The 20,647-nt window shown below is 35.5% G+C and carries 17 protein-coding genes and 1 pseudogene; all 18 read left to right on the top strand.

The window, feature by feature from the left end:
- The first annotated feature begins 114 nt into the window (after positions 1–114).
- A complete protein-coding gene (locus HNQ37_RS00090) occupies positions 115–351 on the top strand; it encodes a helix-turn-helix domain-containing protein (protein WP_183538062.1) in 237 nt (78 codons plus the stop codon).
- On the top strand, positions 351–1,859 hold the full coding sequence (locus tag HNQ37_RS00085; RefSeq protein WP_183538060.1) for a type I restriction-modification system subunit M: 1,509 nt from the start codon (positions 351–353) through the stop codon (positions 1,857–1,859). The genes HNQ37_RS00090 and HNQ37_RS00085 overlap by 1 nt, the downstream gene beginning before the upstream one ends.
- Positions 1,849–3,015, top strand: a complete 1,167-nt coding sequence (locus HNQ37_RS00080; RefSeq protein ID WP_183538058.1) for a restriction endonuclease subunit S — start codon at positions 1,849–1,851, stop codon at positions 3,013–3,015. The genes HNQ37_RS00085 and HNQ37_RS00080 overlap by 11 nt, the downstream gene beginning before the upstream one ends.
- Positions 3,016–3,263: 248 nt before the next feature.
- Positions 3,264–6,308, top strand: a complete 3,045-nt coding sequence (locus HNQ37_RS00075) for an HsdR family type I site-specific deoxyribonuclease (RefSeq protein ID WP_183538056.1) — start codon at positions 3,264–3,266, stop codon at positions 6,306–6,308.
- Between the two features lie 79 nt (positions 6,309–6,387).
- A complete protein-coding gene (locus tag HNQ37_RS00070; RefSeq protein ID WP_183538054.1) occupies positions 6,388–8,493 on the top strand; it encodes an AAA family ATPase in 2,106 nt (701 codons plus the stop codon).
- Positions 8,483–9,526, top strand: coding sequence for a 5-methylcytosine restriction system specificity protein McrC (locus HNQ37_RS00065; RefSeq protein WP_183538052.1), 1,044 nt, complete (start codon positions 8,483–8,485; stop codon positions 9,524–9,526). Before HNQ37_RS00070 ends, HNQ37_RS00065 begins: the two co-directional genes overlap by 11 nt.
- Before the next feature lie 206 nt (positions 9,527–9,732).
- Positions 9,733–10,092, top strand: coding sequence for a hypothetical protein (locus HNQ37_RS00060; protein ID WP_183538050.1), 360 nt, complete (start codon positions 9,733–9,735; stop codon positions 10,090–10,092).
- A 357-nt stretch (positions 10,093–10,449) separates the two neighbouring features.
- Positions 10,450–11,438 (top strand): annotated as a pseudogene (locus HNQ37_RS08620) (DUF2075 domain-containing protein).
- Between the two features lie 3 nt (positions 11,439–11,441).
- A complete protein-coding gene (locus HNQ37_RS00050) occupies positions 11,442–11,765 on the top strand; it encodes a nucleotide pyrophosphohydrolase (protein WP_221288944.1) in 324 nt (107 codons plus the stop codon).
- A gap of 328 nt (positions 11,766–12,093) precedes the next feature.
- Entirely contained in the window at positions 12,094–13,107 is a 1,014-nt protein-coding gene (gene purM / locus HNQ37_RS00045) for a phosphoribosylformylglycinamidine cyclo-ligase (RefSeq protein ID WP_183538048.1), read from the top strand.
- Positions 13,104–13,652 (top strand): phosphoribosylglycinamide formyltransferase, encoded by a 549-nt coding sequence (gene purN, locus HNQ37_RS00040; protein WP_183538046.1) that lies wholly within the window; start codon positions 13,104–13,106, stop codon positions 13,650–13,652. Before purM ends, purN begins: the two co-directional genes overlap by 4 nt.
- Before the next feature lie 242 nt (positions 13,653–13,894).
- Entirely contained in the window at positions 13,895–15,448 is a 1,554-nt protein-coding gene (gene purH / locus HNQ37_RS00035; protein ID WP_425486315.1) for a bifunctional phosphoribosylaminoimidazolecarboxamide formyltransferase/IMP cyclohydrolase, read from the top strand.
- A 492-nt stretch (positions 15,449–15,940) separates the two neighbouring features.
- Positions 15,941–16,204, top strand: coding sequence for a hypothetical protein (locus HNQ37_RS00030; RefSeq protein ID WP_183538044.1), 264 nt, complete (start codon positions 15,941–15,943; stop codon positions 16,202–16,204).
- Between the two features lie 664 nt (positions 16,205–16,868).
- On the top strand, positions 16,869–18,110 hold the full coding sequence (gene purD, locus HNQ37_RS00025) for a phosphoribosylamine--glycine ligase (protein WP_183538042.1): 1,242 nt from the start codon (positions 16,869–16,871) through the stop codon (positions 18,108–18,110).
- Between the two features lie 85 nt (positions 18,111–18,195).
- Positions 18,196–18,519, top strand: coding sequence for a 2-thiouracil desulfurase family protein (locus tag HNQ37_RS00020; protein ID WP_183538039.1), 324 nt, complete (start codon positions 18,196–18,198; stop codon positions 18,517–18,519).
- A gap of 46 nt (positions 18,520–18,565) precedes the next feature.
- Positions 18,566–19,051 carry a 5-(carboxyamino)imidazole ribonucleotide mutase gene (gene purE, locus HNQ37_RS00015; protein ID WP_183538037.1) on the top strand — a complete coding sequence of 162 codons (486 nt, stop codon included), beginning with the start codon at positions 18,566–18,568 and terminating at the stop codon, positions 19,049–19,051.
- Between the two features lie 74 nt (positions 19,052–19,125).
- Positions 19,126–20,226: a 5-(carboxyamino)imidazole ribonucleotide synthase gene (gene purK, locus HNQ37_RS00010; RefSeq protein WP_183538035.1), complete on the top strand. Its 1,101-nt coding sequence runs from the start codon at positions 19,126–19,128 to the stop codon at positions 20,224–20,226.
- A 316-nt stretch (positions 20,227–20,542) separates the two neighbouring features.
- The coding region (locus HNQ37_RS00005; RefSeq protein ID WP_183538034.1) for a helix-turn-helix domain-containing protein at positions 20,543–20,647 on the top strand (105 nt) is incomplete at its 3' end.

Below are 20,647 nucleotides of genomic sequence, written 5' to 3'. Positions count from 1 at the left end.
CTATCAAAAATTAAGTGTTCACTAAATAAAGTACTGTTATCGTTGCTTTTTTATGTTATAACATAATGGATACTTCAATTTTAGATGAGGTTTAAAAGAAAAGGAGTTTTCTCTATGACGATGAGTTATAAAAAGCTTTGGAAATTATTGATAGATTTAGAACTAAGTAAGAAAGAGTTAGCTAAACGCTCTGGTGTTAGTCAGTATACAATTAACAAATTAACCCACTCAGACACGGTAACTACAGAAACACTTGAGAAAATCTGTTATGGATTGAAAGTAGATATAGGTGATATCTGTGAAGTGGTTAACTTTGATAAATATTCTAGTAAAAGTGAGGACAAGAAATAATGGTGATAACTAATGCAAATTTAGGGTTTGAAAAGGAACTTTTAGCATCAGCTAATAAACTACGATCACATATCTCAGCATCAGATTATCGAAAAATCTCTGTTGGATTAATATTTCTTAAATATGTATCAGATGCGTTTGAATTTCGATACCAAGAAATTTTGAATGATATAGATTATTATGAAGGTGATGAAGAAGACCGCGATTTCTACTTTGAGAAAAACATATTCTTTGTACCGGAAGCAGCCCGTTGGAAAAATGTAGCAGAAAAAGCACATAAACCAGAAATCGGGATAATACTTGATGATGCAATGCGGGCTATCGAAAAAGAGAATAAAAAATTAAAAAATGTATTACCTATCAATTATGCAAGTCCTGACTTAGATAAACGTGTATTAGGAGAAGTAGTTGATATTTTTAACAACATAAACTTAAAAGATGAAAATGAAGAAAAAGACTTACTTGGCCGTACTTACGAATATTTTATAGAACAATTTGCTGAATCTGAAGGTAAAAAGGGTGGAGAATTTTACACGCCAACTTCTATTGTTAAGACAATCGTAGAAATATTGAAACCGTACAAAGGACGCGTATATGACCCCGCTTGTGGATCTGGAGGCATGTTTGTTCAATCTGCAAAATTCATTCAAAATCATAGAGGAAATATCAGAGATATTTCAATTTATGGTCAAGAGTCAAATGCCGATACATGGAAAATGGCAGTGATGAATATGGCAATTCGTGGTCTTGATGCAGACTTCGGACCATATAATGCAGATACCTTCTTTAACGATGTTCATAAAAACCAAAAAATGGATTACATCATGGCTAACCCTCCATTTAATATCAAAGAGTGGGGAGCTGATCAATTACAAGATGATCCGCGTTGGAAATATGGAACTCCTCCAAGCTCGAATGCTAACTATGCTTGGATGCAACATATGATTTATCATTTAGCACCAAATGGGAAAATTGGTTTAGTTTTGGCAAATGGATCTCTTTCGACAACTTCGGGTGGTGAAGGAGATATCCGTAAAGCAATAATTGAAGATGACTTAATTGAAGGAATAGTAGCTTTACCATCAAATCTTTTTTATAGCGTAACGATCCCAGCATGTCTTTGGTTTATATCACGTAATAAAAAACAAAAAGGTAAGACGGTATTCATTGATGCACGTAAGATGGGTGAGCTAGTTGATCGAAAACATAAAGACTTCTCAGCAGATGATATTAAGAAAATTGCAAATTCATTTGAAGCTTTCCAAAACGGAAAACTTGAAGATAAAAAAGGATTCTGTGCTGTCGTTGAAACAGCAGATATTGCAAAACAAGACTATATTTTAACGCCAGGTCGTTATGTCGGAATTGAAAAACAGGTGGATGATGGTGAACTTTTTGAAGAAAAAATGGGCCGATTGACAAGCGAACTTACTGTAATGTTCGAACGCTCTCATGAACTTGAAGATGAAATACGTGAGAGATTGGGGGCGATTGGGTTTGACTTCTAAAATTCTATCAGATGTTTCTAGTTATGCTGGTGACCGTGTAAATATTGCAGAGTTGACGTTGGACAACTATATATCAACTGAGAATATATTGCCTAATAAAGAAGGTATAACTAAAGCAGCAAAATTGCCAACAGGTAAAACAACGTCAGGTTATAAAAAAGGAGACATCCTTATTTCGAATATTCGACCCTACTTTAAGAAAATATGGTACACAAAAGAAGATGGAGGTTGCTCCAATGATGTTTTAGTGATTAGGGCAAATAGCAAAATCTACTCTAAATTTTTATATTATGTATTAGCAAATGATAATTTTTTTAATTACGATACAGCTACGTCTAAAGGAACGAAAATGCCGCGTGGTGACAAAACGGCAATCATGAAATATGAAGTTCCTGATTATCCTTTCGAAATTCAGCGTAAAATTGCAAAGACCTTATCTGCTTTAGATGAAAAAATTGAGAATAACAAGAAGATAAATCATCATTTAGCGGATATAGCTCAAGCTATTTTCAACTCTTGGTTCGTCGATTATGAACCTTTTGGTCGTGATCTTCCATCAGATTGGGAAGAAATTGATTTTGACGAAATCTCAACTGTTCAAAACGGCTACGCATTTAAAAGTAAAGACTACGTTGCTGAAGGAACTCGTATGATTCGTACAACTAACTTTGAGAATGGTTATGTTAATAATAACGACTTGATTATGTTGCCAGAAGAATTCTACGAGGATACTAAATACCGTAATTTTGTCTTCCGTAAGTTTGACACTGTCCTAGTTATGGTTGGGGCAAGTGTCGGAAAGATTAGTCTGGTAACAGAGCTGAACATTCCTTCGTTGCAAAATCAGAATATGTGGTGTTTTAGATCAATTAGACCAGAAGTTCCTGAGTCATTTATCCACTTTCATGTAAAAAATATTAATAATAAAGTTCGTGGATGGTCTAGTGGTAGTGCTCGCGATTTTTATCGAAAAGACATTTTCAAAAAAGCTAAAATAACTTTGCCAACACCTGCAGTGCTTGATGAATTTTCTAAGCTGACTATGCCAATATTTGAGAAAATCAACAATAATATCTTAGAGAATGATAAATTAGTCAAAACAAGAGACTCACTTCTCCCCAAACTGATGTCTGGAGAAGTCTCAGTAATCAACTAAGCCACTAATAAGCCACTAAATGATGATTTACCAAAGAAAGAAGTCGCAATATGAAAGTTGCATTATCGATAAAAATTTATGGAAATAGTTTACAAGTCATTCCACCACATTAATAGCTAAAGCTTCAACTGCAGTAATATTTGTGGATGATTCAATTAATCTGGGATAGTAGAGGAGATTATTATAAATAATCGGTAGACGATTCATTTGGAAATTGCTATTAAGATATTTGTAAAGGAGAGTTAAACGTGGTGTTTGCTGAAGGAAATTATGAAAATGCAGTCATTGAGTTGTTTAAACAAATGGGATATGACTATGAATATGGGCCAGATATAGATCGGGATTATACGGAATCAATATATTTATCAGAGTTAACGTCATCTTTGGAGCGAGTAAATTCAAATCTGCCATCTATTGCGATTAGTGAAGCGGTGAATAAGTTGATGCGCTTTGAAAATGGTTCATTAATTCAAAAAAACAAACAGTTTACTGAGTGGCTACAAAATGGTATTGAAGTATCTTACTTTTATAAAGGAGAACAACATGTTGGTATCGTTAGACTAGTTGATTTTGATAATGTTGAAAACAACTCTTTTGAAGTTATTAATCAGTGGACAATTATTGAAAATAGTAATAAACGCCCAGACATTATTGTTTTCTTAAACGGTCTTCCTGTTGTTGTTTTTGAATTGAAAAGTCCATCTCGAGAAGAAACTGATGTTTCAGATGCTTATTTACAACTAAAGACTTATCAAAAGGAAATTCCATCTTTATTTAACTACAATACTTTTTGTGTCATTAGTGATCAAGCAACCTCTAAGGCTGGTACGATTACTGGTGGTGAAGACCGTTTCATGGAATGGAAGACAGTTGATGGAAGTTATGAAAATATCCAATATGCCCAGTGGGATACTTTTATTGAAGGAATGTTTGATAAAAAAAGATTCTTAGATATTCTACAAAACTTTATTTGCTACTCTGGGGATGATGTAAAAATTCTTGCAGCCTATCATCAGTACTTCGCTGTGAATAAAGCGTCAAGCTCGACTATTCATGCAACAAAAACAGATGGTAAAGGTGGTGTTTTTTGGCATACTCAAGGCAGTGGAAAATCATTGTCTATGGTGTTTTATGCGCATCTTTTACAAAAAGTACTGAGCTCTCCGACAATTGTAGTTATTACTGACCGAAATGATTTAGATGACCAATTGTTTAGCCAGTTTGCGAAATGTGCTGACTTTTTGCGTCAAATTCCAATTCAAGCGGATAGCCGTGAAAACCTACAAGCGCTATTAGCAGGACGTGAAGCTAATGGGATTGTTTTCACAACCATGCAAAAGTTCGAAGAGAATGATTCACCTCTATCGGAGCGAAGAAATATTGTAGTTATGGCAGATGAAGCACACCGTGGTCAATATGGTCTACAAGAAAAAATTGATGCTGCCACCGGTAAAATAAAAATAGGAACTGCCCGCATTATTCGTGACCAGTTGCCTAATGCGACTTATATTGGTTTTACAGGAACACCAATTTCAAACAAGGACAAATCAACGACTGAGGTTTTTGGTAATTATATTGATGTCTATGATATGACACAAGCAGTTGAAGATGGTGCGACTCGCCCTGTTTATTATGAAAGTCGAGTCATTCATCTGAAACTTGACGCAAGCGTGCTTAATAAAATTGATGAAGAATATGATGTTATGGTTAAGGAAGCTGAGAATTATGCTATTGAGAAGAGCAAGAAGGAACTTGGGCGTTTAGATTCTATTCTTGGAGCAGATCAAACGATTGATGCTTTAGTGGCTGATATTATTAATCATTATGAAAATTATCGAGAAAATGAATTGACCGGTAAAGCTATGGTGGTTGCTTACTCTCGATCAATAGCAATGAAAATTTATCACAAGATTTTAGATATACGACCAAAATGGACAGAAAAAATTGGTGTAGTGATGACTTCGGGTAACAATGATCCTGAGGAGTGGCATGATATTATTGGTAATAAGAGCCATAAAGATGAAATGGCCAGGAAGTTTAAAGACAATAGAGATCCATTAAAAATTGCGATTGTCGTTGACATGTGGCTAACTGGCTTTGATATTCCAAGTCTTGCTACGATGTATGTTTACAAGCCAATGAGTGGGCATAATTTAATGCAGGCTATTGCAAGAGTGAATCGGGTCTATAAAGACAAAGAAGGTGGGCTTGTTGTAGATTACGTGGGTATAGCCGGAGCTCTCAAACAAGCGATGAATGACTATACCAATCGAGATAAAGGTAATTTTGGTGATCCTAACATTGCTAAAACCGCATTGTCTAAGTTTATAGAGAAACTAGAAGTTTGTAGAGGTATTTTCCATAGTTTTGACTACTCAGGATTTATGTCTGAAAATGCTACAGATCTTGTGCGAGCTAAAACAATTAGTGGCGGCGTAAACTTCTTATCAGGAGTTCCTGAAGAAAAAGCAAAAGAGGAATACATAAAGCAAGCCTTATTACTTAGACAAGCAGCTTCCCTTTGTCGCTCATTGTTAACTCCAGAAGAACGGTTTGAATCAGCATATTTTGAGGCTGTCCGCACTTTACTCACTCGCATTACAGGGGCTGGAAAACCACTCTCACTGAAAGAAATCAACAATCGGATTAATGAGTTATTGAAAGCGAGTATAAAAAGTGAAGGGGTTATCAATTTATTCTCAGATATAGACACTGGGTTCTCTTTATTTGATCCGAAGTTCTTAGATGAAATTTCTAAGATGAAAGAAAAAAATATTGCAGTAGAAATGCTTAAAAAATTGATTGCAGAGCAAGTTACAATGTATAAGCACACAAATTTGGTTAAATCAGAAAAATTCTCTGATATGCTTGGACGTGCTATGAAGTCATACTTGAATGGTATGATTTCTAACGAAGAGGTAATCCAAGAATTAATGAAGCTTGCAAAAGAGATGACAATAGCAAGTGCTGAAGGTAATGAACTTGGTCTTACTGATGAGGAACTGGCATTTTACGATGCATTGACGAGACCCTCAGCAATTAAAGATTTTATTGAAAATGACCAATTAGTTGCATTGGCTCATGAATTGACAGATATCCTACGTAAAAGTCGAACAGTAGATTGGCAGAAGAAGGAATCAGCTCGTGCAAGAATGCGTGTAATGGTGAAACGCTTGCTACGTAAATACGAATATCCACCAGAAGGAATGGAAGATGCAATTCAAACCGTAGTGCAACAAGCAGAAATGTGGACGGATGCTGGTATGGAATATTTCGATAATCATCGAGCATAAATTTTTATGGAAGAATTACCTTCAGATGCCGATTATGATGCATATTATAAATTTGATTAACATATAAAGGAGAAAGCACATGAGTATCACTGCAGAAGATCAGAAAAAATATTTTTCAGATTGGTCAAAAGATAATTTAGGTGAAAAAACTGGAATTTGGTATGCACCGTTTTTAGAGAATCTTGGAAAGTTATTTAAGGACTTCAGTTTAGACAATGGACGGGACTACTTTACAAATTTCTTTAACTATCGTTCATTTGAAGAGTTCAAGAACATTTATTTAGATATTACTCAGCAACCAGAATCAGACGTACCTGTAATCCTTAAGGGTATAAACAAGCGATATCCAAATTCATTCAATGAGATAAACATAAAGTGGTTAGAAAAATACTCTCAAATGACTTTCACAGAAGGCAATCGTAGCAAACCAGATAATCTAGGTGGCATTCCTGCATTAGGAGTATTGTTGAGGGCATATCTTAAGTTCTTGTACTATGCTGAAAATCCTTCTTTAACATATCCCAAAAAAGATAAGAAAACATCAACTCACGATGGTGAAATTGATGAGAGTATTAATTATTGGGTATGCGCTCCAGGTGGTGATGCAGGTCTTTGGAATGAATTTTATAATTCAAATGTGATAGGGCTTGGATGGGACTACTTAGGTGATTTGGAACAATATAGCTCACGTGCTGAAATTGAGAAATTAATGTCGGAACATCGTAACGACGGAACACGTCCAATAAACGACTCTAAGGCAGTTTGGGAGTTTTATCAAGAAATTAAACCTGGTGATATTGTTTATGCCAAAGAGGGAGTTAAGAAAATAGTCGGGCGTGGGGTAGTTACTGGTGAGTATTATTTTGACAATCATGCTAGAGTGCTTAAGCATCGACGTAAAATTAATTGGACAAACAATGGTAGTTGGAATTTGAAAGAGCAAATTGCGATGAAGACCTTGACTAATATCAATCGCAAACCGGATTTTATCGCTTACATCGACTCTTTAATCAATGGGGAAGTGATTGATGAAAATTCACTTATAGTAAATGAGTTTAAGACATGGCTATCTCAACAAGTTCAACAAAGTGGCGAGCATCTGAATGACAAAACTATAGCTCAAAAAGTCTCATCTTTGAAAGATATTGAAAATACTTTTCATGTAACAGTATTTGGTGAAATAGATACTGAAGCTTTAAAGAACATTAAAGAGACAGTATTAGCAGATGAATCTTACGACCGTTATAAAGGCGTTTCTGGAAGTTCCATAGATTACTATATTCGTTATGTAGAATCCCGTCCAACTATTAAAGAAAACGAACCATACACAGTTAGTGATTTTCTTTCAGAAGTATTCATAGATGGAGAACAACTGAATAGATTACGATCGGTTCTTCAAAATAAAAAAAATTTGATACTTAAAGGTGCGCCAGGCGTTGGAAAAACTTATATTGCAGATCGTCTTGCTTATTTGATGATGGAAGAAAAGGATGACTCTCGCATTCAGATGATTCAATTTCATCAGAGCTATAGCTATGAAGATTTTATTGAAGGCTTTCGGCCAAAAGCTGACAGTGATGGTTTTGAGTTAAAACAAGGGCCATTTGTAAAATTTGCAAGAAAAGCAGAACGAGATCCCGAACGTGACTATTTCTTTATCATTGATGAAATTAATCGAGGAAATATGAGTAAGATTTTCGGTGAATTAATGATGTTGATTGAAACTGAAAAGCGCGGTAAGTCTATTAATTTGCTCTATTCAAATGAGAAATTCCTAGTACCATCAAACCTCTACCTAATCGGAATGATGAATACGGCTGATAGAAGTCTTGCTCTATTAGACTATGCACTTAGACGTCGATTCTCGTTTTTTGAAATAAGTCCTGCTTTCGATAATAGCACATTTAAAGACTATCTCAATAATATTGGGAATCCAGCTAAAGTTTTGACAGTTATCGATGAAGTTAAAAAACTCAATAAGGTTATTTCTGAAGAATTAGGGACAGGATTCCAAATTGGTCATAGTTATTTTGTAGGTGAAGCTTTTAAGAAAGACGCCAATAATCGAACTGAAGAAGTTGTTGAATATGAAATTATCCCTCAGCTGTACGAATATTGGTTTGATGATGAAACAAAAGCGGATGAATGGGCAGCTCGTTTGAGGGGTGCATATTATGCAAACTAACGATGCAATTCCGATAAAAAATGTTTATTATATGTTGGCCTATGCATATCAAATATTAAGTTTTTCAGAATTTAAAAATTTTAGTGCAGAGGATTTTGAGAATATAAAAGACCTTTACTCAGAAATTTTATTGATAGGAGTACCTGTTTTAATTCGTAGTGGCTTATTGAAAGACTATATCAGAGTTAATGAACGCACTTCGGTGATCCGTGGAAAGATTGATATCAATTCTTCAGTCAAACAAAACTCATTAGTAGATAAGAAATTAGTGACTATTTATGATGAGTTTTCTGAAGATATATTGCTTAATCAAATATTGAAAGCAACTATACTCTACCTTTCAAATTTCCCTAAATTAACCAAGGATAAGCGCAAGAAATTTTATGGATTTTTGGTGTATTTTAGTAATGTTTCAGATGTTAAATTGAATTTAAATCTTTGGAAGAACGTTCAATATAATCGTCAAAATACTAGGTATCAGTTTTTAATTGATATCTGCCACTTATTGTATAAAGAAATGTTAATTTCAGACGGAGATTTTTCTAATGACTATAGTTTAGAAGATGAGCAAAGGCTGTCTTCGTTGTACGAAAAATTCATTTTTGCATTTTATAAAAGGGAAACTCAGTATGACGTTACCCATCCACAAATACCCTGGAAAGTTGACAATGGTATTTATGATGCTTTACCTATAATGCAGACAGATATCATGGTACAAAACCAAAATAAAACATTGATAATCGATACGAAATTTTATTCTGAAAATATGGCAAAGCGATTTGAAGGTGGTGTAGCAAAGCAGAAGTCAGCCAATTTATATCAAATTTTCGCTTACGTAAATAATTGGCAAGCCAAATTTGATGAGACGGTAAGTGGCATGCTATTATATGCAAAGACACATTCAGAGGAACAACCAAATCATCATTACGAAATTAATGGGAATAATATAAGTATTATCACAATTGATCTAAATTGTGACTTTGAAGAAATTAAAAAAAACTTGCTAACTCTTGTAGCAAAATTTTTAAAGTAAGAATTAACAAATTCTAGTGCTAAAAGCCCCACACTGGTGGTATAAGGAGTTGAATTAATTTTTCGAGTTTTGGAATTTCAGTATTACGAGCATTTGTTCTTGCTTGTTCAATTAGTGATTTTACATAATCGACGGATTCTTGTTTTTCATTTTTATGGGGCGGTCATTGAGGAAGTTTTAGGCATTATAAAACATCTCCAATTATTTTGTTAGAAGTGTTTCTTCTGGCTAATAATTTTGATAGTAATTTTGAACAAAAGGGTCAACGATGGCGGTCTTGTGGACGGGAACATCTAACCATGCATTGTCTGTATCAGCCAATCAATGGAGTAAAAGGCTTCAGGCACAAGCCAAACTCCTCTGCAAGGAAAATATATAATAGTTTTGGTCGACCTGAAACTTTAATATGGCTTACTGAGATAATTGGTGTTGATAAAGAAAAAATTGAAAGTACAATTAGAAAGATTAATAATGTTAAAAACGCAAGATCTCAAACGAAAATAATAACGGCAGAAATTCCATTTGATTTAATTGCTGAAAGACTTGACAAATTACAAATTTTTTGAACCATTTGAAAAGCTAGAAAAACAAAATCAATTATTTGATAATGATATAAAAATCATAGGACCGTTTTGGGACCAATATGTGCCTAAGTCCTTTTAAAAAGGGGCATTATAGACCGCCCGAGACTCTGCACTTTTCAAAGTTTCTCCGTTCCACAAATTTACAAATGGACAGCTTAATATTAGGCAAAAAAATTTTTCAAAGATTACAACCTTGTTGAGCAAGGATGAAACTGGTCAACTTATTATAGTTGAGGGAGAAGCTGGATCTGGTAAAACTGTTCTGATGAGCTAAATCAGTTTTCACGAGAAAATTAAGAAAATCAAATAATTGAGAAATGTGACCAGAAGTAGTACCTCTTGATTAATCATAATCAACAATTAATTGTATACCAGCAACTGGCGAAGAAATTGAGGTTAATCAAACAAGATTCAAATATTGTTTCGAAACTGACAAAATTTATTAATTCTTATGATCCAAGCAAACCCGTTGACATTGTAATTATCGACGAAGCACATTTGCTGTGGACCCAAGGTAAGCAATCCTACAGAGGAGAAAACCAACTTCAAGATATTTTGGATAGAGCAAAAGTTGTTATTGTAGTTTTTGATAAAAACCAAATTCTTTCACGTGAACAATTTGTGGAAAATAAGGATTATACCAATTTGCTTGAAAAGGTAAAACTTAAAGAAAATTATTTCTATTTAGGTGAACAACTTCGAATTAATGCTGAAGAATACACGGTTAATTGGATTAGAGAACTAATTGATAATCAAAAAATAAATCCAATTCGCAAAGACTCAAAATATGACTTAATAATTTTTAATGATGTTGAAGAAATGTATGAAAGATTAAAGGCAAAATCTAAGAATGAAGAAGCAGGAATCTCGAGATTACTTGCAACATTCGATGGGAGTATATCAATGGAAAAAAGCCAGAAAACAAAGAATTTTGGAAAGTAAAGATAGGTGGATTTGAGCTTCCGTGGAATTTACAGCTTAAAAAGTCAAAGAAAGATAGAGATAAATCTTGGGCAGAACAAGAGCAAACAATAAATGAAGTAGGTTCGACTTTTACTATCCAAGGATTTGACTTGAATTATGCTGGTGTAATTATTGGTCCCTCTGTTTCATATAGAGATGGTGAAATAATATTTGATCCCTCTAAAAGTAAGAATAAGAAGGCAACACAGAAGCGAACCCTGAAGGATGGATCAAAAGAAGAAGTATCTGATTTATTACTTAAAAATGAACTCAATGTATTATTAACTCGTGGAGTTAACGGACTTTACATATATGCAGTAGATAAATACTTGAGAGAAGCACTTTTAAAAGCTCAGGAGGGATAAGTAATGGATATTATGGATGAAATTAATAAACTTCGAGATGATCGAAATTGGAGACAATTTCATAACGAAAAAGATTTGGCTATCTCTATTTCGCTTGAAGCATCAGAACTTTTGGAACTGTTTCAGTGGAAAAGTTCTGAAGAAGGTATTGCGAATCTTGAGCGAGTTAAGGAAGAACTCGCGGACGTTTTTATTTATTCGTATATGATGGCTGATAATTTGAATCTTAATGTTGATAAAATCATTCAAGAAAAACTTAGTAAAAATGATAAAAATTATCCAGTCTCGAAAAGCAAAAATAGTAAGAAAAAATATACGGAATTGTGAAATGGTTCCTAGGTGATTAGTAAATTGAAGGGAACAATAAAGGTAAAGTTTTGCTCTTGTGTTGGATAAATATGGAACTCAAGATTCATTATATTTACTACGAATTTTATAACTTGGCTAAAAACAATCTGCTAGTTATCCCATATAATTTATATTTTCCGAACGATATGAAAGAAGTTCTCAGTATTTTTTACTGAAAACTTTTTTATTTGAAAAAATGCATTAACATAGAATTATATAAAAAAGCAGGTAATAAAATTTAGGTCAAAATAATTATCGTAATCTCACCTTTAATTTAAAGCCTTTTTAAAAGTTATTGGAGGAAAATATGTCTGAAAATGCCTATGCAAAATCTGGTGTTAATATCGAAGCTGGTTATGAAGTTGTCTCACGTATCAAAAAACATGTTGTAAAAACCGAACGTTTAGGCGTTATGGGTACACTAGGTGGTTTTGGAGGTATCTTTGATCTGTCTGCCTTGAATGTGAAAGAACCTGTCTTGATCTCTGGGACGGATGGTGTAGGTACAAAGCTAATGCTGGCAATTCAGGCAGATAAGCATGACACGATCGGAATTGATTGTGTAGCCATGTGCGTCAACGACATTATTGCGGCGGGAGCCGAACCATTGTATTTTCTTGACTACATTGCGACAGGAAAAAATATACCCGAGAAATTGGAACAGGTGATCGCAGGTGTTGCCGAAGGTTGTATCCAGTCAGGCGTTGCTCTAATTGGTGGTGAGACAGCTGAAATGCCAGGTATGTATGGCACTAATGATTATGATCTGGCTGGATTTGCAGTTGGTGTTGCCGAGAAAGTCAATCTTATTGATGGAGAAAAAAATGTCAAGGCGGGTGACGTGTTGCTTGGCTTGCCTTCATCAGGTATTCATTCTAATGGCTACTCTTTGGTACGTAAGATTTTTTCAGGCTTTGACTTGAATACGTTCTTACCTGAACTTAACGCACCTTTGAAGGAGATTCTCTTAACACCAACTAAGATTTATGTGAAAGAGCTGTTGCCACTGATTAAGGAAAATAAGATCAATGGTATTGCTCATGTCACAGGTGGTGGTTTTCATGAAAATCTTCCACGTATGTTTAGCAATGATTTAGCGGCTGAAATTATCGAAGGTTCTTGGGAAATCTTGCCTATTTTTAAAGCATTAGAAAAATATGGTGAGATCAAGCACAAAGAAATGTATGAAATTTTTAATATGGGCATTGGTATGGTTTTGGCGGTGGATGCAGGCAGTGCTGAAGCTATTAAATTTGAATTGAATGCATTTGAAATTGGCAAAATTGTTGAACGCCAAGATCAAGCAGTGGTGATAAAGTGAGAATTGCCATTTTTGCTTCTGGAAATGGATCAAATTTTCAAAGAATAGCTGAGGAATTTCCTGACTCGGTCGTCTTAGTGTTTTCAGATCATAAAAATGCTTATGTATTGGATCGAGCTAAGAATTTAGGTATAGAATCTTTGGTATTTGAACTGAGAGATTTTCCTAGTAAAGTTGCTTATGAGAATGCACTAGTTGTTGCGTTAAAAAAGCATTCAATTAATTTGATTGTTTTGGCGGGATACATGAAGATCATTGGTCCAACTTTATTGAAAGAGTTTGGGGGGAGGATTGTCAATGTGCATCCTTCCTACTTACCGTTTTTTGCTGGCTCTCCGCATGCGATTGAGGAATCACATGCGGCTAAATGTGGTCTTGGTGTGACAATTCATTATGTTGATGAAGGCGTGGATACTGGTAAAATTATTGCACAAGTTGATGTTCCTTATGCCAATGACCTCAAATCTTATGAAAAACAAGTGCATGAGGCGGAATATGCTTTATATCCGGATGTTATAAGAAACCTGATTAAAAACTCCAAATGAGTTATCTTGAAATAGGTGCTACAGGATAATGACTGTGGCACTTTTATTTTTTATGAAAAAATTAATTTACGAACAATAAAGATTGAAACTAGCTGAAGTTTCGCTTTAAACATGTCATTTTCTAACAATAAGATTAAAATTAAACAGTAGAAAAGGACAGATGACGTATCCGTCCAATCTTGTCCATGGCAATAAAACAGAATAAATCTCGAATTTTGAAACTCGAGAATATGGAGGAAAAGATGTCAAAACGTGCGCTTATTAGTGTTTCTGATAAAACTGGAATCGTTGAATTTGCTCAAAAACTTCGCGAACAGGATTGGGAAATCATCTCAACTGGTGGAACTAAATCTGCACTTTCTGAAGCAGGTATTGAAACCATTGCGATTGATCAGGTGACGGGTTTTCCAGAAATGATGGATGGACGCGTAAAGACTCTTCATCCCTTGATTCACGGAGCTTTGCTCGGCCGCCGTGACCTGAAAACGCACATGGATGCTATGCGCAAGCATAACATCGAACCGATTGACCTCGTAGTGGTGAACCTTTATCCATTTAAGGAAACTTTGCTGGCAGGTGGTAACCAAGAAGACATGATCGAAAAGATAGATATTGGTGGTCCTTCAATGCTTCGTTCGGCAGCAAAAAATCATGCTTCAGTGGCAGTGCTAATTGACCCGGCAGACTATGAAGTGGTCTTAACTGAAATAACTGAGACTGGTGAAACAACTTTGGAAACCCGTCAAAAATTAGCTGCTAAGGTATTTCGCCACACGGCCGCCTATGATGCTCTAATTGCTGGTTACTTGACAGAACAATTTTTTGAAGGCAAACCTGAAAAGCTTACTTTGACGTATGACCTTAAACAAAGCATGCGTTATGGTGAAAATCCTCAACAAGATGCAGATTTTTACGAGTCAGGTTTACCAAGCCTTTACTCAGTCGCTCGTAGCATTCAACTCCATGGTAAGGAACTCAGCTACAATAATGTCCGTGATGCGGACGCAGCGCTTCAAATTGCTCGTGATTTTGATGAAAAACCAACAGTGGTAGCTCTTAAACACATGAATCCTTGTGGCATCGGTATAGCCGATAACATCGAATTAGCTTGGGATTATGCCTTTGAAGCTGATCCAATTTCTATATTTGGTGGAATCATTGTCTTGAACCGTGAAGTGGATTTGGCAACAGCTAAAAAGATGAGCAAGATCTTCCTAGAAATCATCATTGCACCTAGCTATGCAGCAGATGCCTTAGTAGTTCTCGAAAAAAAGAAAAATATCCGTATTTTGACTGTAGACTTCACTGAAAAGGCTCGGTCTGAGATTTTCCCAATGGTGACAGGCGTCCTTGGTGGCTTGCTTGTCCAAAACCAGGATGTCTTGATTGAAAACCCAGATGATTGGGTAGTAGCAACTAAGGTTCAACCAACCGAAACCCAAATGAAAGCCTTGGGCTTTGCTTGGAAAGCTGTGAAGTTTGTCAAATCTAATGGTATTATTGTGACGAACGATCACCAGACGCTTGGTGTCGGACCTGGTCAAACAAACCGTGTAGGCTCAGTCAAAATTGCACTCGAAGCAACTGCAGAAAAACCAGTTGAAACACAGACAGGTGCGGTCCTAGCTTCTGACGCCTTTTTCCCATTTGCTGACAATGTCGATGAGATCGCGAAAGGCGGTATTACTGCTATTATCCAACCTGGAGGTTCGATACGGGACAAAGAAGTTATCGATGCTTGTGATAAATATGGCATTGCTATGGTTTTCACAGGTGTACGTCATTTCCGCCACTAATTTATGTAAGAAAAAGGCTGAATTTAAATGAAGCCAAATAAAATGAAAATTGGAAAAATCCTATTGTAATAAAAGAACAAAGGATATACTTACACAGAAATCCAATGTTCATTCTGCAGTCAGGCCACTTCAGATGATTAAGATTGACAAAATTTAACTTAGAAATTACCTGATGTGGTTATCATAAATATTTGACAATTAATTTTAAAAGTAATATGCTTACAATGAAAACGCATACATGGTTGATATTTCAGATAGGCAAGTTTATAAAAGAAATTGTTCGGGAAAAGATGAGTTCAATGTAGGATAAATGAATACTAATTTTCAACAATATTAAAAAGTAGTAAATATTGAATGATAAGAGTCAACAGTGAAATTTGAAAATACTTTAACTACTAGTTGGTTTTGCTTTAAATACCGAAACGGGAAATTATTTATATTAATATCATTAATAGTATAGGAATTATTTTCAACTTCTATACTGGAGGTTCTATGAAAAAGTATTTTGTAACTGAAGGAAATAGCAATAATTATGTAGGTTTAAATTATATGTTTAAATCGGTTATAGATGCTAAGTATTTTGAAGAGGCCAAGAAAAGATTTGAAGCTCAATTTGTAAATTTAGGTGAGTTATATCGATTACTTGGAAACGAGGATGGGACCAGCACAACAATTATTTTATCAAAATATAGTAGTCCTTTTGATAAAATTTTAAAAGCTAAATATCCAAAAGCAAAAATTGAATACTATAAATAAAATTTCAAATTATAAGATAGTCATTTTTGGCATTTGATTTCAACTTTTATGCTTGAACATTTTTAGGTGTAGGAGTTTATCAAAACTTCAATATAAGTATAAGCAACAAAATCTTGATTGACCTTCAAAAGTTTTACTTGACATAACCTAGGCTAAATATCAAAATAATGTGTAGTTTTGGTGCAGTCAGATTTTTATTTAGCTTTAAATTTAAAGTTAATTAGATCGGGTTACTTTAAATGTGTAAAATTTATTCTTTATTTGCTCAAAAACATCTTTCTCCAAATTCTCCCTTTTGAAGGAGTTGATCTTACAGTTTATTATGGATTTTTTTAGTCGTTTTGATTATATCTGGTCTTCCATAAAAGGTTTTTGAAAATATTGTCACTTCACTAGTTGAGGGCATTATTGGGAATAAAAGTTCCAAAATCCAAACGATTAAATTTAATCAAGAGTACCATTAAAACATAAGTGTCTTTTAACCTAATTGGTAAATATAGTTAAAATTAAATTTTTGGAACTTGCTCTTTGTAAATTTTCCGAACATTTTAAAAATAAATGAGTCTAAGCTTCGGTTTAGACTTTTTCTTTTTGACCAAATCTTCTAAGATAGAGGGAGATAGTTTTGAGGTAAATCTAAGAGAAAAAAGGTTTGGAGATTAAGTTGAAAGTTTTAGTTGTTGGATCTGGAGGACGCGAACATGCAATTGCGAAGAAGTTTAAAGAGAGTGATCTGGTTGAATCAGTTTATGTGACACCTGGTAATCCTGGGATGGTCCGCGATGGAATACAAACAATTTCAATTTCCGAACTTGACAATGAAAAACTTGTCAAATTTGCTCAAAGCCAGAACATTAATTTGACGTTCGTAGGACCTGAAAAAGCGCTCATGAATGGCATTGTTGATGCATTTGAAGTAGCAGGTTTGCGAATCTTTGGTCCCAAAAAGGCTGCGGCTGAGATTGAGGGTTCTAAAGACTTTGCTAAGTCAATCATGACCAAGTATGGTGTACCAACAGCTAGCTATGCAACTTTTGAATCTCTAACTATGGCCATAGACTATATTCGTACCCAAGGTGCACCAATTGTCATCAAAGCGGATGGTCTGGCAGCAGGAAAAGGCGTAACCGTGGCTATGGACATAAAAACAGCCGAGGAAGCCCTAACTGATATTTTTGAAGATGGATTTGGTAAGGTAGTTATCGAAGAATATCTTGATGGTGAAGAATTCTCTCTTTTTAGTTTTGTTCATCAGGGACATATTTATCCAATGCCAATTGCTCAAGACCACAAGCGAGTATTTGACGGGGATAAAGGCGCAAATACAGGTGGCATGGGGGCCTATTCTCCAGTTTTACATATTGACCAAAAATACATTGATGAAGCCCTAGAGAAAGTTGTGAAGCCAACCGTTGCAGGCCTTATTTCTGAAGACAAATCCTTTACGGGCGTGCTTTATGCTGGATTAATTTTAACAAAGACTAAAGAAGTTAAAAATATTGAGTTCAATGCCCGGTTTGGCGACCCCGAAACACAAGTTATTTTGCCTCGCCTGACTAGTGATTTGGCAGCAGCAATTGATGCAATTCTAGACGGCCGTGAACCAGAGTTGACTTGGCTCGAATCGAGCGTAACTTTGGGCATTGTCATTGCTTCGGATGGCTACCCTGCCAGTTCAACAAGGGGGATTATCTTACCTAAAATTCCAGACGTTTTGAATGTCTATTATGCAAGTGTTTCCGAAAACGAAGGTCAGCTTGTCTCGAATGGTGGACGAGTTTATCTGGTTACTGAAACAGGAGCAGATGTGGCATCGACACAAGCCAGCCTCTATGGAAAATTAGATTTACTTGATAACAAAGGGATGTTCTACCGACATGACATTGGTTCAAAAGGTCTAAATTAATGAAAAAAATTTTAGTAAGTGCATGTCTCGCTGGTTTCTCTTGTCGTTATGATGGGAATGCAATGACAGATCCAAAAATTGTGAAATGGTAACAGGAGGATTAGCCCTCCCAATCTGTCCTGAGCAACTAGGTGGTTTGCCTACTCCAAGGCCGGCAATGGAGATTGTCGGGGAACGGGTGTTAAGTGCTTTGGGAGAAGATTTTACGGAAAAATTCGAGTTGGGAGCAAAAGAGACACTGCGCATTGCTCAAGAATTTAGGTGTACAAAAGCAATTTTGAAATCAAGTAGCCCCTCTTGCGGCTTTGGTCAGGTCTATGATGGAAGTTTTTCAAATACCAAAACTGAAGGAATGGGTTTTACTGCACAATTACTTTGGGAAAATAGTTTGGAAATTGAAAGTAAATAATTTTAGAAATAAATTTGGGTAAGATAATAGAGAGAAAAGAGAAAAAATGACAGATTTAGCATTAATAATGGGTTCCAGTTCGGACTGGGAAACGATGAAATTTACAGCGGAGATCCTTGAAGATTTCGGTGTTAGTTTTGAAAAAAAAGTTATCTCAGCTCATCGTAGTCCTGAATTAATGGCTGACTTTGCTCATACAGCAAGAGGTAAAGGCTATAAACTTATTATTGCCGGTGCAGGTGGAGCAGCGCATCTACCTGGTATGGTTGCAGCTCAGACAACGTTACCAGTGATTGGAGTACCAGTAAAATCTCATGCCCTATCTGGTTTGGATTCACTTTATTCAATTGTGCAAATGCCAGCGGGGGTACCTGTAGGTACTATGGCTATTGGCGAAGCAGGTGCAAAAAATGCCGCACTTTATGCGGTCCAGATGCTTGCGGTAAATGATACTACCCTCTATGACAAACTCGTCAATTTCCGTAAAGAAGCAGCAGAGATCGTGAAAGCTTCAAACGATTTATTAATTTAAGAATTATAAATAAGAATTTGTGTCTAAAAGTTAAATTTAGTAAAAGAGAAAATCCCAAAGATTGGCGGATGAAGATGTTAAATAAAAGAAAAACAATTGGAATAATTGGTGGAGGACAGCTTGGCCAAATGATGGCAATCTCGGCTCAATATATGGGGCACCGTGTCATTACTCTTGATCCCAATCCTGACTGTCCTGCAAGTAAGGTATCCGACAAGTTGGTTGTCGCGAATTATGATAATGTGGATGCCCTTTTGCAACTAGCCTATGCCTGTGATGTGATCACCTATGAGTTTGAAAATGTAGATGCCCAAGGTCTTCATCAGATTGAAACTTGTGTTGCCATTCCCCAAGGAATTCGTCTTCTTGAAATTACTCAGAATCGTAGGTTTGAGAAAACTTTTCTTATGGAAGAAGCAAAAGTAGCCATTGCACCTTGGCAGTTAATTACGAATTCAGCCGATTTGCCTAATCAGGTTTTGAGAAAGCAAGTCTTGAAAACGGTAGCAGGTGGTTACGATGGACATGGACAGGTAGTACTTTCATCAGATGAGGATCTACATGCAGCCCGTGACTTGGTAGCTCACTCTGAGTGTGTTCTTGAAGATTTTATCTCATTTGACCGTGAAATTTCTATTATTTTGTCAGGAAATGGTAAAGATGTCGTTGCTTTTCCAATTGCGGAAAATGATCACATTGATAATATTCTGCATCAGACAATTACACCAGCTCGTGTATCCAATGAAATAGCAAAAAAGGCCTACCAGGTAGCACTTGCGATTGCTCGCGAATTGAAATTAGCTGGAACTCTGTGTGTAGAAATGTTCTTAACTAAGTCTGGTACGATTTACGTCAATGAATTGGCACCAAGACCGCATAACTCAGGCCATTACACGATTGAAGCTTGTGATTTTTCACAATTTGACTTACACATTAAGGGAATACTAGGTCAGAAGCTTCCACAGCCAGTGTTATTAAAACCAGCTGTAATGCTTAATATTTTGGGTCAACACTTTGAAGGTGCTAAAGATTTATTGATATCACACCCTGATTGGCATGTTCATGATTATGGCAAACTTGATAGTAAGCCCAACCGTAAGATGGGTCATGTGACGATTTTGACGGAGGACTTAGACAGCACTTTTCAAGAAATTGAAGCGACACAAATATGGTAAAGTAAAACTTTAAAGTTGAGATAATTTCTTTTCAGCCTTTTATAAGTAATCATAAACTTTTTAAGTTTAAAAAATAATTAGTAATTAAAATTTGTGCTCTACAAAAAAATATGAAGTATCTATTTGTTGGGACTAGCCTTTAGAAATAAAAAATTACATCATTAGACTTATACTGCCACTAGCTTATTAAAAATGGAACTTTTTAATAATTTTTTCCTTGGCAAATTGTAAAATTAAGTTAGCCACCTGAAGCAAGAAAAAAACAGCTGAAACCTTTATACTTGAATTTGGAAAAATAAAGTAGAAAAGGATTCAGATGCAAGATGATTCTAACACAAAAGGCAAACATTTAACACTGATTGAACGCCGTCAAATTGAACGTTGGCACAACAAGGAGAAGCTAAGTAACCGTCGGATCGCT

The organism is Lactovum miscens, assembly GCF_014202895.1.
Lineage (GTDB): Bacteria > Bacillota > Bacilli > Lactobacillales > Streptococcaceae > Lactovum > Lactovum miscens.
This window is presented reverse-complemented; position numbering and strand designations above follow the sequence as displayed.